We start from the raw sequence: 17004 nt of genomic DNA, 5'->3' as shown, positions 1-17004 counted from the left end.
TGCTTAATGAAAATCATTTGCTCAAGAAACAGTTTGCTCCACAGCAACAATAAAACGACACATACAAGATCTCAAAAAATGGGGATTTATAGAACGCATCCTATATAAAGTCTAATGGAAACAAAATTGATTAACCTTGTAAAAGCAAATACAAAATTGATTCAAATAATCAGTTACGAAACACATCGTGTACACGGTATGTTGGTAAAGACCGCGAATGAATTAGATAAAGACTTGTTCATTTGGAACAGAGTTGAAGGAATTAAAAAGTGGGACAAGAAAAAACGAAGTTTTGAAATTGAAGATGAAGAAAAACAACTACCTGATACGGTTCTTGATTTTTTCAAAGAGAAAGAAAATTTGATTTTGTTGTTAGAAGATTTTTATCCCGACTTGACAGCAGACAAACCGAGAATGATAAAAACATTCCGAAACATTGCCTTACAAAACTCACAAGATAAAACATTAGTTTTTTCACAGCCATTTTTGCAACTGCCAAGTGAATTAGAAAAAGATGTTCATATTTTGGATTTACCTTTCCCAAATTTCGAAGACATCAAAGCCATTTACAAAAAAGTTTGCACAGCACACAACATTCCAAACGCTGACAATCCCGACAATGAATTGATTGAATCTGCTTTGGGTTTGACAATTATGGAAGCTGAAAAAGCATTTGCATTGGCTTACATCGAAAACGAAAGTTTGACAGGCGCTGAAGTTCCTTTGATTATTCGTGAGAAAGAAAACGTAATCAAAAAAAGTGGTTACTTGGAATATTACCACCCTAAAGAAGAAATGAAAGACGTTGGCGGTTTAGCAAATTTGAAAGATTGGCTAACCAAACGTGGCAGAGGTTTTGATAAAGGTGCAAAAGATTTTGGTTTGACTTATCCAAGAGGAATTTTGCTGTTGGGAATACCCGGAACAGGAAAAAGTTTAACGGCTAAAGCGGTTGGAAACCTTTGGTATTTTCCGTTGTTGCGTTTGGACATGGGAAAAATATTTGGTGGAATTGTTGGCGAATCTGAAAAGAATATTCGTGAAGCGTTAAACATTGCCGAAGCAATCGCACCAAGTATTTTATGGATTGATGAAATTGAAAAAGGAATGTCGGGGATTTCATCTTCGGGAAGTTCTGACGGAGGAACAACAGCAAGAGTTTTGGGAACATTTTTAACCTGGTTACAAGAAAAAACAAAACCTGTTTTTGTGGTGGCAACAGCCAATGACATTTCGCAATTACCGCCCGAATTACTTCGTAAAGGACGTGTAGATGAAATTTTCTTTGTGGATTTGCCAACCGAAAAAGAACGTGAAGAAATTATCAAAATACATTTGAAGAAGAAAAACCGACAAGAAAGCAAATTTGACACAAAGAAACTTGCAGAAGCAAGCAAAGGCTTTTCGGGTGCAGAATTGGAAGAAGTTATAAAAGAAGCTCTTTTTCAAGCGTATGATGAAGAAAAAGAAGTTACCAACGAACATATTTTAGAAGCAATCGGAAAAACATTTCCGCTTTCAAGAACAATGCACGAAACAATTTCTAAAATGCGTTTGTGGGCAAAAAGCCGTGCTGTTTCAGCTTCAACAAGCGAACCCGAAACATTGGAGGACAAAGACAAAGACACTCCAAAGCTGAAACAAGAATCTTACAATAATCCTTTTATTTAGTATGCAGTATTACTATTTCAATCTTCCGAAGGAAAAGGAATTAGACATAAATACAAATTACAGCGTTTCTGAAGGTATTCGTAACACTGCAAGACGTGCATTTGAACCGTTTGAAACTTATTTGCAAAACGCCATTGCAGCTTTAGAGAAGAAAGAAAATATAAAAGCAAAATTCAAAAAAGTAAAAACGGAAAATATTGCGGAATTGCGTTTGATTGGAAAATTGTTTGACGTTCCAAAACAAACAATCGTACAAATTGATGAAAGTATTGCAACTGAAATGCAGGAAACTACAAGCATTATGGGTAGTGCAAGCGTTCATAAAATAGTTTCTGCAAATGGCAATAATATTGTGTTTGACGTTTTACCAATAGAAAATGAAATGTTGTTTTGGAACAATCAACCATTAAAATACAAAGTAATTCAATCGGAAGAACCAAAGGGAACAATCATCAGAGAAGAACAACAGCGTTACATTGTTTATACTGAACAAAAGCCAAACGACAACGCAACCGAAATTCAACACAGAAAACTTAGTAGTTTTATTAATTTTAAAAATCTGAAATTTGAAAATGGTAAAACACTAAACGCAACCAGAAACGATGATTTAAACATCACACTTTCGGACACGAACGATTTTGGCAAAACGGTTATCTGCGACAAACTGAAATTCAAAATTGAGAATACAAGAAAAAACAGCAAAGACGCTTATTGGATTCAACTTGAAGAATTAGACGACAATGCGAACGATGACATTCCGGGTTTTTCGCCATTGAAATACTTTTTTGATGACGGAATTGAAATTGAAGATGACAAGAAAAACAAATATCAAGTTGGTGCAGGAATTGAATCAGAAAATCGTATTGTTCTTAAAAAGAGAAATGAAAAAGGTTATCCGCAATTTACTTTTCCACCCGACAATTCTATTCTTACCGTAAAAGTCAACACTTACCAATTACGCAAACAAATTGAAGCCATTAGCACGCTAATGCGTATGCCTGTTGGCGAACACGCTAAGCTCATAAAACTTTTTGAAAACAGAGAACGAAGCGAATGGCAACAACCAACAAAAGATAGAATAAGAGAATGGTTTGTCATTACTGATGAATCAAGAAGTGGAAGCCAAGAACAACGTCAATTTATTCATCAGGCAATCAATACACCTGATTTTGCAATTTTGGAAGGTCCGCCCGGTTCGGGAAAAACAACGGTTATTTTAGAATTGATTTGTCAGTTAGCCAAACAAGGCAAACGAGTTTTGCTTTGCGGCTCTACTCACGTTGCTATTGATAATGTTTTGGAGCGTTTGAAAGAAAAGAAGAACGGAACCCATCTTTTAGAGCAATTTCATATTCTTCCTGTTCGTATAGGCGATGAACAACGTATTAGCGAAGACATCAAAGAATTTCAGATAAACAATTTGATTGAGGAAAATTCTATTGATGAAAAGTTGTTGCTTGATATTTCAAACCTTGTTTGCGGGACAACCATAGGCATTTTACAACACCCGAAATTCAAATTGCGAAAAGGTGTAGCAAAGAAAGACGAAACAGGAAAATTGAGGTATTTCAGTAACGAGCCAATCGTTCCCGAATTTGATTATCTGATAATTGACGAAAGCAGTAAAACGACATTTCAAGAATTTCTTGTTCCTGCATTGTATGCTAAGAAATGGATCTTAGTGGGCGATGTAATGCAACTTTCGCCATTTACAGACCGAGAAGAAATTGTTTCAAACATTGAACAATTAAGCATTGGCGAGAAGCATATTTCTACTGAATTGCAACAAGCTGTTTTTTATTTACAAAAAGTAAATGAGATTTTGCGAAGTAAACACAATAAATTTGTTTTGTCTGTTGATTTTAAAGTTCTAGTTGAAATTTCAAAAGAATTGAAACTCCGGCAGAAGAAGGAATTTGAACATAAAATCATTTATCTCGTCCATAAAGGAAATATTAATCAATGTTCTAAACTTCTCTTGGCAAGTGCAGATTTAATTTTTATCGATAAGAATTTATTGGAACAAAATCTGCATTTAATTCCCGAAATCCACGCAGTTTTGAGAAGTACAAAATGGGAAGAAAGTGAACACGCTTTTATTCATAACGTTTATCAGCAACAACATTCGTTTCAGCACAAAGAAAAAGGACGAGAATTTGAAAATAGTTTTGAGATTGTTGAATCGGTAAATACGCATTTCTCCGAGAAAAGTTGGGCGGAAGAAATTGCTTGGCGTGTGGACAGAGAACATCAAATTCGCCTTACCAAAAACAGTAAATTAAAAGGCAGTTACGGCAAAGCGATTGAAGAGCTTATTCCAAAATCGTTGGACAAAGAAAAAGTTGAAGAACAAATCAATACGATTGCTTCGATGGCATTTCCCTCGATATTAGAATCGTTGGTAAAAGGGATTTCGGGCAGGAAATTGAAATTTGAATCAACCATTTCGGAAGGTTTTAATCAATACGATATTCAACACCGCAAAACAACGTTGAAGTATCAACACCGTATGCATCCCGACATTTCAAAGTTTCCAAGAGAACAATTTTATCAATCGGAAAATGCTTTATTGGATTTGCAACACCCAAACACGATTGAGAATTTACGCCAATGGAATTACAACGAATATCCACAACGTAAAGTTTGGCTTGATGTAAAAGGAAATACTGTTAAAGGTAAAAATCCAAACGAAGTAAAAGTGTTGATGAAAGAACTAAAGCAGTTTTTGGAATACGCAAAAAACAATGCACAGCCAGAGGGCAAAGAGTGGTCGGTTGCGTGTTTGACTTTTTACAGAGGGCAAGAAACTTTGCTTCGTGAAGAACTACAAAAACTCACAGGCAACGAAAACGGATATGCCAATTTCAACATCATAAATGGCAAACATCGTGTAAATATCAAATTGCACACAGTAGATAAATTTCAAGGGCAAGAGGCAGACGTGGTTTTTTTATCAATGGTTCAAACAAACCGAGACGGATTTTTAGATAATCCAAATCGTTTAAATGTCGCAATTACAAGAGCAAAATTTCAGTTGGTAATCATTGGCAGTTACTATTATTACAGCCAGAAATCCAATTCAGAAGATTTAAGAGCATTAGCCAAAAACACGAAAAAATTATGAAAGTAACGCTAAATAAAAATATCAAACTCAATTCTGCACAAGCGTATTTGCGTTTTCAGAAAGAAGAATTGCGTAAAGACATTCAAGAATATTTGAATGGAAAACACTTTGAACCTTTGATTGAAACCAGAATTAAAGATTATTTGAAAAACATTGGTGTTTTTGATGAACATTATCAACTCACAAAATTTGGCAATGCGGTAAAAGAAACAGGAAAAATGTTTGTTTCCGAAGAAGGCAAGTATCAAATTTGGTTTACACAAAGTGATTCGTTTTTTAAGAATATTGTTTTTTATTTCAGAAGATTACAACCAAACGCAAAAGATGAAATTCGTAATCAAATTTCACTTGACAGAAAAGGACATTTTCTTTTACCGACAGACGAAAACAAATACACAAAGTTAAATTTGGTTTCAGATGAAGTATTTGGTAATGTGAACAACAGCAACGACCAAATTCATTTTTCTTGGGTTTGGGAAAATCTTGAAAAATCACATTACATTTTCAGTGGACAATTAGGAAATAAAGATAGAGCAGCGAACGTCAAAAACGAAGCAATTCCGAGCGATAAAGACATTCAAAAAATTATTTCTGAAATTTTACCTGAATGGGATAACGATAAAAAGCGTTACTGTATTCGTTTTGACAGGTTGAGCGATGAAGTCAGAAAAACATTTGAAGATAAAAATTTCGCTTCTAAATGGAACGGCTTTGAAGTTCTAATTCAAAATCTGCCGTTAATGCCTTACGATAAAGAAGATGCAAAAAAATGGCGTAATTGGTTGCTGAATGAAGTATTGAAGAAAGAATATTTAAGCATAAGCGGTTTTGAAAAAACAGCAATGGAACTAAATAAAAAAGAAGCATTAGCAACGTTTAGTTTAGATATTCCAAAAACAAAAGATTTTATTGAGGAACCTACATCTAAAAAGGTGTTTTGGCATTTGACCGCACCAATGGACTTAAACCCTAACACCAAAATTACAAAAAATGGCAACTAAAATACAATCCATACAAAAAAATAAAACCGTTGATTACAGCAATGAATTGTTGCAGAATTTTTGGCGACAAAAATTAAATGTTTCAGCAAATCAAAATCACAAAAACGAAATAGCGAAAGCCTTGCAATCTGCACAGGAAGGAATTGTTTGCATACAAACAGAAGCCTTGACTGATAAAGGTTTGATAAAACAGATTTTTGACATTGCTCAAAATTTGAAAGTTCGCTTTTATATTCTTGTCAATGAGTATTCGCAAGAATTAGATTTGTTGAACGAAATTTGTTTGATACGTTATGAAATAAGAAATAAAGGTTCGTTTGTTTTGGTAAATCCAAATTCTGATAAACCGCAAGGAATATTTTTTACAGGACAACTCACAGAACAAAGTATTGCCGTTTCGCAACACATTTCAAGAAGTTTGGACACCAAAGAAACGAAAGAATTGTTTCGTCATTTCTGCTATCAATTTTGGGAAACAGCCAAAAAAGAAGTGATTGAAAAAGGAAAGAAAGGCGATATAACTTCAAAGCCGCTTGATGTTTTTCACGACATAAACGCCTTTGGCGGAAAAGATTTTGTTTACGGAACATTATTTGACTTTTCAGAAATAGCAAAACGAAGCGAATTATCAGACAAACAAATTATTTCGTTGAACAAGGAAACACAAATTCCAATTCAGATAAAAGCAAACACAACAAACGATTTAGGCGATATCGTTCTAGAAAGTTTGTTGCCGAAAAGTGAATTTGAAAACAAAGAACCAAATTTTGATGACGATGGAGTTTCAGTAAGCATTGAATACAAATGGCAAAACACACCATTTTATTTGCCTGAACAAGCCAATGAAAACGCGCTTTACGAAAGGTGGAAAAAGAAAACCGAAGAAATCATAAAGGCTTTGGATTCTATTGTAAACAAAATACAAGAAGCTGAAAAGAAAGAAACTAACTTGTCAAAAGCAATTTCACGTTTCTTTTTAGGTAAGAAAAATGTTTTTGGTGCATTGAAAAATGAAATTGACGATTTGAAACAAACTGATTTTGCTAATCAAGCTGAAGCGAAATTGAAAGAGAAAATCAACCGTATCAATGAAATCAATGCACAAGTTCAAAATGAAATTGGCGAAATAGAGACCGAAGACCGTAAAGCGAAACTTGATGAAGAAATTGAAAGATTAAAGTCTGATATTTCTGAGAAAGAAGGGAAAAATCTTGATTTATTGAAATTGAAGCAGGAAAAGGAGGCACAAAAAACGGAATTTGAACGAATTAAATCTGAAAAAACTGCGGAGTTGAACTCATTAAAAGATGCTTTTGAACAAGAAAAGCAAGAAAAACTCAATGACTTTTGTGCGGAGCATATAATAAATGCCAGAGACTTGAATAAATTTAAAGCCGGTTTGCAACAGAAAGCAAGAAAAAACAATAAAAATCTTGAAGAAGTTGAATCATCAAAGAAAATCCTTGATAAACTAAATTCAATTCATAATGCTTCTATTTCATCTGAATCTACGTCAGTGTTGGAGAGTTCGATTAGAGATTGCGACGAAAAAGTCAAATCACTTTTCTTATCTAAAATAGTAGATGAAATAAGCGGGGTTGAAAGACAAATTAACGCTTTCAAAAACCAAATCGAAAGCAAAGAAAAGGAAAAGAATAAGCAAGTCTCTCAATCTAATTTGTCTTCATTAAGTGAAATTGTTGGAGACAAAAGCTCCCAACAGAATAATGCAGGAAAATCACAATTCATTCAAATGCCTGATTTACAACAGTTGCCGACAATCGGAAAATTATTTCAAGTAAACAGCCAACAATTTTTGGCAATACAAAATTGGGAAGAATACGAACAGGGAAAAAAAGAAGCAGAACGCTTAAAAGCAAATTTATGTGCAATTAAAAACTAACGAAAATGGCAGAACAAAGAATTGTAGTAACCATTGACGAAAATGGGAAAATAAATGCTTCAACCGAAGGCATTAAAGGCAAAATATGCATTGATGAATTACAAAAACTGTTAGGTGATTTAGCCGATTTGGATTCAATTACCAAGACAGATGAATTTTATCAGGCAAACGAATTGAAAAGTCAAAACAAAATTGAAATCAAGAAAAAATGAGTGCAGTAATTAAAACAGCAACACCTTTCATTGACCTTGAATGTTTATGTAAAGCTTTAGAATCAGTTGATTGTGGCTTTCGTGTAGAAGGAAATAAAGTAGTTACAAACAGAAAAGATGTACGTTTAGGTTTTCAAGAATTTCAAAAAGACAATTTCGGTAGATATGCTCTTTTTGCTTATTCGCATACGGACAGAAATCAAGCGGATTTTATTAGAACAGTTGAAAAGCAATATAACGTTATCTATCAAAACAAACTTAAAGAGACTGAACGTTTACGTTTGGAAGAAGAAAGAAAGCGATTAGAACAGGAACGTTTAGCGTTTATTGATAAGCAAAGAACGACAATCATTGAACGAGCCAAAGAACAAGGTTATTCCGTAAAAGAAGAAAACATAAAAGGAAAAATCAAGTTGGTTTTGGTTAGAAACACTTACTAAAATGAACATTGCACACATAGAAGAACACAGTTTTATTTATGGACCAAATTGCCGTTTTGTAATTTGGGTGCAAGGCTGTTCTATTCGTTGCAAAGGTTGCTGGAATACTGAAATGTGGGCTTTTGAGGACAAAATCATTTTATCCGTTCAAGACTTACTACGTAAAATTGAAAACGAAAAAGAACTTATTGACGGAATAACTTTGTTGGGTGGTGAACCATTAAACCAGTTTGACGAAGTTTCTGAATTGCTTATTGAATGTAGAAAACTTGGACTAAGCACAATGCTTTTCACTGGTTACGAAATAACAGAAATAACAGAAAAGATTAAGACATCAATACTTGACAACTTAGACATTCTCATTACAGGGCGTTACGACAGAACAAAGCGGACAATGAATCATCAATGGATTGGCTCAACAAACCAAGAAATCCATTTTTTGACAGACCGTTACGCAGACTACGATATTGAAAACAACAATTACACAGAAATAACAATTAACGCAGACGGTAGCACGACAATTTTAGGGTTTCCAAACAAAGTACTTTCAGGTGGGTTCTAAAAATTAGTTTTTTTATTTTTTTCAGACACAAATCAGAACTCTTTTAAAATCTGGGTTGAAAAAGTAAGTAATTGTACAAATTATTTTTTTAATTCACATACAATTTTTTTATTTTTTATTCGATAATTTGCAACTAATTAATAGCATATTCCGATGTAAATAAATTTAATCTTTGAACTTGTTCAAGCCTGAATAAGTTGTAGGTAAGGTTGATAAGTCCTATTATACCTGTTGCTCTTGCTATTCCTACAGATTTTACAGCAAGTCCGTTCATACTTTATTCCATAAAACCAAATACGTGTTCTACTCTTACTCTTGTGATGTCATATTGTTTTCGTATTAAATTATACACAAATATACATATAATTACCTGAATAACAATGATTTAAATTATAAAACCCACCTTAAGCAAATAGAGTCTTCTTTGTTACCAAACAACCATAAAGTTAAGTTGATAGCTACATAGTTAAATCTATAGAAACTTTTTGTTCATATTGTCTCCTGTAATCATTTATTTTGCATCGTCAAAAAATCACTGAATTTTCTTAGGAATCTTGTGTTTTTTTGTTTTATTTCTTGATTATTAATATTTTATGATAGCGGCGATTTTTTGGAACGTAGATCCTGAAATTGTTTCCTTAGGGCCGGTTCACCTACGGTGGTACGGGCTGCTCTTTGCTTTGGGTTTTTTGATTGGGCACGGAATCATGCTGCGCATTATGCGGCAAGAAGGAAAACCGGATTCTAACTTGGATACCTTAACCCTACACATGCTCATCGGCACTATTGTGGGTGCTCGCTTAGGGCACTGCCTGTTTTATGAGCCGGAAGTCTATCTTTTAGACCCAATCCGGATTTTGTATGTTTGGGAAGGCGGCCTTGCCAGCCACGGAGCCGCAATCGGTATCCTTACGTCTCTCTTTCTTTATTCCAAAAAATTTCCAGATCAATCCTTTGTTTGGATAGCAGACAGAATTGTCATTACCGTTGCCTTAGCCGGTTGCTTTATCCGCTTAGGGAATCTGATGAATTCTGAAATCATCGGAAAACCAACCGATATGCCTTGGGCTTTTATTTTTGCCCGTATTGACGAACTCCCCAGACACCCAGCCCAACTTTATGAAGCAATCACTTGTCTAATTCTCTTCGGAATACTCTACAAACTTTACTGGAAACATACCAACAACCTACCCGCCGGATTGTCTTTCGGAATATTTCTTGTCTGGATTTTTGGCCTCAGAATACTTTGGGAAACCATAAAAGAAAACCAAGTCTCTTTTGAAGACAACTTACCAATGAATATGGGGCAAATATTGAGTATCCCACTGATAATCATCGGATTTTGGTTAATCTATCGCTCACAAAAAAATAAACTCCCTCAAAAATCATGAAAAAATATCAAAAATTAATCTTTAATTTATTGATAATCAGTTTTGTTTTTATCCATTTAGCTAAATCCCAAACTTTTCCCGTAGCTTATGGGCAGCAAGCCTATAAAGTTTCTTCAAAATATCAGTACAAATCTATGTACTGGCCAATGAAAGATGGGCTTCGTTTAGCAGTAGATATTTATTTACCTAAAAAAAATACCGGAGAAAAACTACCAACTATTTTATACCAAACACGTTATGTGAGATCTTTGGAAATCAAACGGGTATTTCGGATAATCAAAAAACACGCAACCACCAGTATTTCGTTAGATGAAATAACTTACTTTGTTTCAAGAGGTTATGCAGTTGTTGTAGTAGATACACGAGGTTCGGGAGCAAGTGACGGCAGCCGAGAAATGGAGTTTAGCCCACAAGAAGTCGCTGATATGTACACCGTTGTAGATTCCATCATATCTCAGCCGTGGTCAAATGGAAAAGTAGGCTCTACCGGCGTTTCTTATGTAGGTACAACGGCAATGCTTTTATCCTCAATACGCCATGAAGCCGTTAAAGTAGTAATTCCACGGAATGCTATTTTTGACCTATATGCAGATATTTCCGCCCCGGGCGGAATCCGGCACGGAAGATTTGTAGATGTTTGGGGACTCACAACACGTGAATTTGACCACAACCGTTTCGCCGTATTTGGGAAAAAAGCCAAAATGGCCGTTAAAGGCATCAAACCGGTAATGGGAGATAAAAAACGTACAACCCTACTCCAAAATGTGGCGAAACACAACAAAAATTTCAACATCGCTGATGAAGCTATTGAGTTCCGAAATTCAAAAAGTTCTTGGGGGTCAACTATTGATGATTATAGTGCCCACCAACGAACCCGAGAAATATCGGATTCAAAAACAACGATGTACTGCATCAGCGGTTGGTTTGACGGAGGGCTTACAAACTCCGCTATTAAAGCATTTATGAACTTCAAAAACCCACAGCATTTGTTGATTGGCCCTTGGGACCACGGCGGCAAATTGAATATTTCCCCCAGAGCTACCCAGCCAGCCACTAAGTTTGACCTATTTGGCGAGTGTTTACGGTATTTTGACTATTATCTGAAAGGAAGTGAAAATAAAATCAACCAAGATACCAGAGTTCATTACTACACAATGGGAGCAGAAAAGTGGCAATCTGCCAATACTTGGCCATTACCGCAAACGCAATGGATACGTTATTTTTGTTTTGAGAATCAATTAAGTACAGTTCCACCTGCGAAACCCGGCTCAACAGTTTATTTAGTAGATACAACCACCGGAAGCGGAAATACCAGCCGATGGAATAGCTTAACCCTACTTTACAAAAATGGACAAACCGGCTATCCTGACCAAGCTACCAACGATACTAAACGCTTGGTTTTTGATTCTGCACCCTTAAACCAACATACCGAAGTTACCGGACATCCTTGGTTGGATTTATACTTAGCCTCAGACACAACCGATGCCTGTGTCTATGCTTATTTAGAGGAAGTTACAAAAGATGGAAACGTAATTTATGTTACCGAGGGTTTGGTTAGAGCCTCTGTTGCCGTAGAGCAAACAATGCCGATGTATGAAACTCCAGGCTTAAATCAATCTTTTAATTCGGAAACCAAACAATTATTAACCCCTGGTCAGCCCAGAAAAATAGCTATTGAATTTCAACCAACATCTTATCAGTTTCAGCCTGGCAGCAAAATCCGTATTGCCATCGCTGCCGCCGATAAAGATCATTTTGACAACATCTCTCCTACCCCTCAAAAAATCTGGATATTTCACGGCCCTAACTACCAAAGTCAATTACATCTACCTATTATTCCTAATAATCAATGATTTAAGGATTTCTTATGAGATGTTTTTTTAGGGAGATACACTCTTTAGCCCAACAATAGAAGCAATCAAGGTAGTCAGAAAAAAAATCCGCCAGAAGGTTGCCGGCTCTTTAAATACAAAAATACCGATTAAAACGGTTCCAACTGCTCCTATTCCCGTCCAGATTGAATAAGCTGTTCCAATCGGTAACGCCTGCGTAGCTTTCATCAAAAGCCCCATACTGATAGTTAGAGATACAGAAAAACCCACATACCACCAATACATTTCTTGCCCAAACGTTTCTTTAGCTTTTCCTAAACAAAAGGCAAAAAGTGCTTCAAATAACCCCGCTACAACTAAAATAATCCAATACATCTCTTGTAGTTTGGGCTATGGTTTAATAAAATACTCGTCGTTAGTAAAAAAACGAAGTTTGAAGTTATTTTTGAAGTAATCGTAAAAATAAAAAACCATCATCATTCGGAAGCAAAAGTATGCAAAAATAAGCCGACAAGTAGCTATTAAGCTCTTAATCCTTTGAAATCAGCAATCTATTTGTTTACTATGAACTATTTTGGGGGTGGGTTTGTTGGAGTCAATATAAACAAATTATATGTCAGTATTAGTAGGAAAAAAAGCTCCTGATTTTTCTGCCTCTGCGGTAGTAGATGGCCAGTTTGTAGAAAATTTTACTTTGTCACAATTTATTGGCAAAAAATATGTAGTGTTATTCTTTTGGCCATTAGACTTTACTTTTGTGTGTCCCACAGAAGTTATTGCTTTTGGTGATGCAGCAGCTAAGTTTGCAGAAAAGAACGTTCAGTTAATTGGTGTTTCTGTAGATTCAAAATTTACGCACTACGCTTGGGTAAATACTCCTCGGAATCAAGGGGGTATTGCCGGCGTTAATATTCCGCTTGTATCAGATCTTTCAAAAACTATTTCGAGCGATTATGACGTATTGGCCGGCGAATACAAAGTTGATTATGATGATGACGGGCACGAAAGTTTAACCTTTGAAGGTAAGCCGATTTCATATCGTGGATTATTTCTAATTGATAAGCAAGGAGTTGTGCGCCACCAGTTAGTAAACGATTTACCGTTAGGCAGAAGTGTTGATGAAGCATTGAGAATCGTTGCAGCATTACAGCATTATGAGCAATACGGAGAAGTTTGCCCAGCAAATTGGGAAGAAGGTGCAGAAGCAATCAAAGAAACAATGGAAAGCGTTGCCCAATATTTAGGAAAAAAATAAAAGACAAGAAAAACAAAAGCCACAATAGCTCAATAGTTTGGTATTTAAACTATTGAGCCATTGTGGTTTAGAAGTAATTTCAAAAAAACAGCTACACTTAAACCTCAATATCTATCTGGTGTGTTTGAATATCATCCGTTAGGATTTCAAATGCACAGCGGTTATCTGTGTGTAATTTTTCAGTAACAGGCTGTTTTTGTGGATTTTGGTACGTTATCATAATGTTGCAGCAAGCTATTTTGGTATTTAGGCAAGATTTAACCCCTCCGGGAGGGTTGTAATATCTCAGCCCCACAAAGTCTTGTTTTTGGGCAATGATTTCACCTTGTATTTGAATTTCTTTATTAGCAGATTGGAAGTTCCAGTTAAAGTATTGGAATTTTGCGGTTGCTTTTAAGGCTTGGGGAATTGTATTTAGCTGAAAAATTCGTCCTTGATGTTTTAGCACCATCACAGTCATAAAAGGAGTCCAAAATGGCCCTACCTTTAATCTGGCAGTGGCGATTTCAAAAAAGGTATCCGGTGCGTTATCAAATCCGGCAACTTGCCCCCACGCATAATGGTCTGTGTGCTTCATCCCCCAGTTGTGGTTCTGGCTTCCTATCCAGTTTTCTATTTTGATTACTTCATTATTAACGGAAATACTACCATTAAACTTAGCTAACGGCTTCCCTACCAATAACTTAGCTTTTGGGAAAGAAGTAGAATATAAGTTTTCTGAAAGAACGAGTAACGGGGGTTCTGAACCGGCATAGGTTAATTCCCAAGATAATTTATTGTGGCCACTTTCGGCACTACCCGAAAATTGTTTTTCATCTAAGAAAGCACCATCTATATTTACATAAAAATCTTGATTTTCAAATACAGCATTTTGCAGTGGGATTTCTTTTTTTACAGCAATGTGTTTGTTTTGAGTACCGTCAAACCAAATTCCCCATAATTCTGCCAAACCTTTTTGTGGATTTCTTTTTGGGACAAAAATGGTGTATCTAAACCAAAATGCCTGTGGCAAAGTAGGGTGATTAGCCCGCAGAAAAAAACTTTCATAATGTCCTGCATCATTTTCTTTTTGATAACGGGTGTAGTTGACTTCTTCCGGCTTCATAAATTTTTACTAAATGTTGAAACAATATGGTCTGCTGTTCGCAAAGAAAAAGCCATAATGGTAATCTGCGGATTTACTCCGAGCCCGGTTGGGAAAACAGACGCATCTACAATGTACAAATTTTGAATATCATGTGTTTGTAAGAGGTTGTTTACAACGCTTTTACGTGGATTATCTCCTAACTGGCAAGTGCCTAACGGATGAAACGCACTGATTTCGAGGTCTGCGGCAGAAATACGGGCTGTTTTTAGTATCGCTAAATCCTGCTCTTGGATAATTGGCGGGATTCCGTGTATGGGCAATAACACCTGATTGGCTCCGGCTGCTAAATATACTTTTGCTGCGATTTCTATTCCTTTTATGAACTTTTGGGTATCTTCTGTATTTAGGTTGTATGTCATGAGGGGTGTTCCGCCGCCCCAGCCTAACCTCACACGCCCGTGAGAGCTATCTGAAACCATAATGCCAAAGCCAGCCATTTGGTTGTATTTAGCCATGTATTCCTTTAGTTTTAAGCCTGTGGCAGGTATTGCTACGGATAAAAATGCCGGTGGCAGAAAAAAGCCCTCAAACATAATTCCCTCGTGGGCATAGTCATCTACATAAAGAGCCTGCGGAACTCCGCGCCAAGCGTAAATAGGTTTATCAAAAAAGGCCAGCACTTTTGAAACTGGATGAATCCGCAGGTTTTTCCCCACTAAACCAGAGCTATTTGCTATTTTGTTTTTTAACAGTAGATAAGGTGTGTAGATAGCACCACAGCTAATAACGACCTTAGCTGCTTTGATAGCAAAGGTTCCTGTAGAATTATCTTTATTTTTGCCAAAGAAGCCTGATACGCCGGTTGCTTTTCCGTTTTCGGTGGAAATATGGCTAACGGTAGCTCCGGTGATAATTTGGGCACCTGCTTTTGAAGCATCCGGCAAAAAACTTTTATCCATACTTTGCTTAGCACCTCGCGGGCAGCCAAAGGCACATATTCCACTGCCTTGGCAGTTTCGTTGATTCCGCCTTAATGGTTTGGGTGATAGCCCTAACTTCGTAGCTCCCTCTGCAAATAGCTGATTATTAGCTCCCATTAACTCATACGGAACCTCTGTAACGTTTAGGTAGTGATCTAATAAATTAAAATATGGAACTAAATCAGCATATTCAAAGCCCGTTAAGCCGGCAGAACGCTTCCAATTAGAAAAAGTTTTTTCGGGTAAATGAAAACAGGTTCCGGAATTGATGGTTGTAGTGCCACCTAAGTTTCTGCCTAAGGGCAACACAATAGGTGGAGTACCCACTGTAAACGAAGCTGCTTTATCAAGCCAAAGTTTCTCCGTTGATCTCCAAACGTCCTTATTCAAGTCTTCTGTTTGAACAGCCTCTCCGGCTTCCAATAAAATCACTTTTAGGCCCGCAGAAGCTAATTGGTATGCCACAGGAGCCCCCCCAGCACCACTGCCCACAACTACAACGTCTGCCGTATCAGTATATTGTTTCCCGAAGGTAGAACCAGTTGTAATCATAATTCGTACTTAATATTTTGTAACACAGATTTATCTGAATAGTACGGCACTAAAACCAGAAAAGAAACAAAGGTATAAACGCCTCGAATGAAAAAATATCGGCTATTTCGGACTTTATGAATAATCTTTTCCCGCTTTTTTAAATCTGCTTTAGAAAAAAAACAAGGGAAAAATATCAACGTCCAAGAGCAATATTCTAATAACCAAAGACATAAGTGGATAAATAACTGTGTTTGTTTAGGAATATCTTGAGAATATCTTTGGGCAAATTCTACTATTGAAACGTCTTTGGCAGCTTGTGGGATTTGCCCGCCGGTAGGAACAACAACTTCTGCGAAGGCTATTAAAGTACGTTGTTCGCGATTACTGAGCCCCATTATTTTGATAAAAATGATATGCCCGAATAAGATACCAACCGAAAAAAGCATTTGCCGGCGGCGCAATTAACAAACCAGCAAAGCCAAACCAGCTTAAATCGGAGGCAAAATACCCATAAAACCAATCTGAAAAAACCTCCGTTAAACGAATACCTGCCACCAACACTAACCAATAAGGTGCTTTTTTCCAATTTAGTAAAGCTAATGTTTGAAAAACCAAAAAAGCCAGCCAGACCGCACCCAGCCGCCGAATTACACCAAACTCATCTTGAATTAACTGCCCATGCATTAGCTGCCCCCAAGCCGCAGGAGAAACTAAGCAAATACCAGATAAAAATAAGTCTAATAAAACCAAAAACCATAATAAGAACTGAATATATCTTTGACTAAACATCTGGTATAAAGTTGGTTATTAGTAGGTATTACAAAAAAATCAGATGCCAAAGATAACTAAAATAAATTTATTATCAGACACTTTTTTACCTAATTAGAATTTATCTAAATACAGATATTTATGTATTAGACTTTATATGAGTTAATTTGTTATTGATTTTCTACATTTAATTCTTAGGTTGTGCAGAGCGCATCCTAATAGCATTAGTTTGTCGTGCTGTTCG

General features: G+C 36.2%; 15 protein-coding genes and 2 pseudogenes. 11 read left to right on the top strand and 6 right to left on the bottom strand.

The window, feature by feature from the left end; translation table 11 throughout:
* The first annotated feature begins 16 nt into the window (after window positions 1–16).
* The 8 genes and pseudogenes from LC115_00255 (at window position 17) to LC115_00220 (ending at window position 8913) form a co-directional block, all read left to right on the top strand.
* Window positions 17–115 (top strand): annotated as a pseudogene (locus LC115_00255) (HTH domain-containing protein).
* Window positions 115–1671 (top strand): AAA family ATPase, encoded by a 1557-nt coding sequence (locus tag LC115_00250; protein MCZ2355113.1) that lies wholly within the window; start codon window positions 115–117, stop codon window positions 1669–1671. The pseudogene LC115_00255 and the gene LC115_00250 overlap by 1 nt, the downstream one beginning before the upstream one ends.
* Before the next feature lies 1 nt (window position 1672).
* Window positions 1673–4795 (top strand): AAA family ATPase, encoded by a 3123-nt coding sequence (locus LC115_00245; protein ID MCZ2355112.1) that lies wholly within the window; start codon window positions 1673–1675, stop codon window positions 4793–4795.
* Entirely contained in the window at window positions 4792–5796 is a 1005-nt protein-coding gene (locus LC115_00240; protein ID MCZ2355111.1) for a hypothetical protein, read from the top strand. Before LC115_00245 ends, LC115_00240 begins: the two co-directional genes overlap by 4 nt.
* Window positions 5786–7699 carry a hypothetical protein gene (locus LC115_00235; GenBank protein MCZ2355110.1) on the top strand — a complete coding sequence of 638 codons (1914 nt, stop codon included), beginning with the start codon at window positions 5786–5788 and terminating at the stop codon, window positions 7697–7699. The genes LC115_00240 and LC115_00235 overlap by 11 nt, the downstream gene beginning before the upstream one ends.
* 5 nt (window positions 7700–7704) lie before the next feature.
* Window positions 7705–7911 carry a DUF2997 domain-containing protein gene (locus LC115_00230; GenBank protein ID MCZ2355109.1) on the top strand — a complete coding sequence of 69 codons (207 nt, stop codon included), beginning with the start codon at window positions 7705–7707 and terminating at the stop codon, window positions 7909–7911.
* Entirely contained in the window at window positions 7908–8351 is a 444-nt protein-coding gene (locus LC115_00225) for a hypothetical protein (GenBank protein ID MCZ2355108.1), read from the top strand. Before LC115_00230 ends, LC115_00225 begins: the two co-directional genes overlap by 4 nt.
* A gap of 1 nt (window position 8352) precedes the next feature.
* Window positions 8353–8913 carry a radical SAM protein gene (locus LC115_00220; GenBank protein ID MCZ2355107.1) on the top strand — a complete coding sequence of 187 codons (561 nt, stop codon included), beginning with the start codon at window positions 8353–8355 and terminating at the stop codon, window positions 8911–8913.
* A gap of 133 nt (window positions 8914–9046) precedes the next feature.
* On the opposite strand, the pseudogene LC115_00215 reads toward LC115_00220, so the two are convergent.
* A pseudogene (locus LC115_00215) lies at window positions 9047–9229 on the bottom strand (transposase).
* Between the two features lie 277 nt (window positions 9230–9506).
* On the opposite strand from LC115_00215, the gene lgt reads away from it, so the two are divergent.
* Window positions 9507–10304: a prolipoprotein diacylglyceryl transferase gene (gene lgt / locus LC115_00210; GenBank protein MCZ2355106.1), complete on the top strand. Its 798-nt coding sequence runs from the start codon at window positions 9507–9509 to the stop codon at window positions 10302–10304.
* Entirely contained in the window at window positions 10301–12157 is a 1857-nt protein-coding gene (locus tag LC115_00205) for a CocE/NonD family hydrolase (protein MCZ2355105.1), read from the top strand. The genes lgt and LC115_00205 overlap by 4 nt, the downstream gene beginning before the upstream one ends.
* Window positions 12158–12184: 27 nt before the next feature.
* Here the strand turns inward: LC115_00205 and LC115_00200 are convergent, their stop codons facing one another.
* Window positions 12185–12511: a multidrug efflux SMR transporter gene (locus tag LC115_00200; GenBank protein ID MCZ2355104.1), complete on the bottom strand. Its 327-nt coding sequence runs from the start codon at window positions 12509–12511 to the stop codon at window positions 12185–12187.
* A 238-nt stretch (window positions 12512–12749) separates the two neighbouring features.
* On the opposite strand from LC115_00200, the gene LC115_00195 reads away from it, so the two are divergent.
* Entirely contained in the window at window positions 12750–13391 is a 642-nt protein-coding gene (locus LC115_00195; GenBank protein ID MCZ2355103.1) for a peroxiredoxin, read from the top strand.
* Between the two features lie 97 nt (window positions 13392–13488).
* Here LC115_00195 and LC115_00190 read toward each other — a convergent pair whose 3' ends face one another.
* From LC115_00190 to LC115_00175, 4 genes are read right to left on the bottom strand one after another with little or no spacing between them, the layout of a single operon-like run.
* Window positions 13489–14496: a hypothetical protein gene (locus LC115_00190; GenBank protein ID MCZ2355102.1), complete on the bottom strand. Its 1008-nt coding sequence runs from the start codon at window positions 14494–14496 to the stop codon at window positions 13489–13491.
* Complete coding sequence (locus tag LC115_00185; GenBank protein ID MCZ2355101.1) at window positions 14493–16010, bottom strand: GMC family oxidoreductase; 1518 nt, start codon at window positions 16008–16010, stop codon at window positions 14493–14495. Before LC115_00185 ends, LC115_00190 begins: the two co-directional genes overlap by 4 nt.
* On the bottom strand, window positions 16007–16387 hold the full coding sequence (locus tag LC115_00180; protein MCZ2355100.1) for a hypothetical protein: 381 nt from the start codon (window positions 16385–16387) through the stop codon (window positions 16007–16009). The genes LC115_00185 and LC115_00180 overlap by 4 nt, the downstream gene beginning before the upstream one ends.
* Window positions 16374–16781 carry a hypothetical protein gene (locus LC115_00175; protein MCZ2355099.1) on the bottom strand — a complete coding sequence of 136 codons (408 nt, stop codon included), beginning with the start codon at window positions 16779–16781 and terminating at the stop codon, window positions 16374–16376. The genes LC115_00180 and LC115_00175 overlap by 14 nt, the downstream gene beginning before the upstream one ends.
* Window positions 16782–17004: the final 223 nt, after the last annotated feature.

It is taken from the genome of Bacteroidia bacterium, assembly GCA_026932145.1.
GTDB lineage: Bacteria > Bacteroidota > Bacteroidia > J057 > JAIXKT01 > JAIXKT01.
The sequence above is the reverse complement of the archived record's forward strand: the minus strand, read 5'-3'. Positions and strand labels throughout refer to the sequence as shown.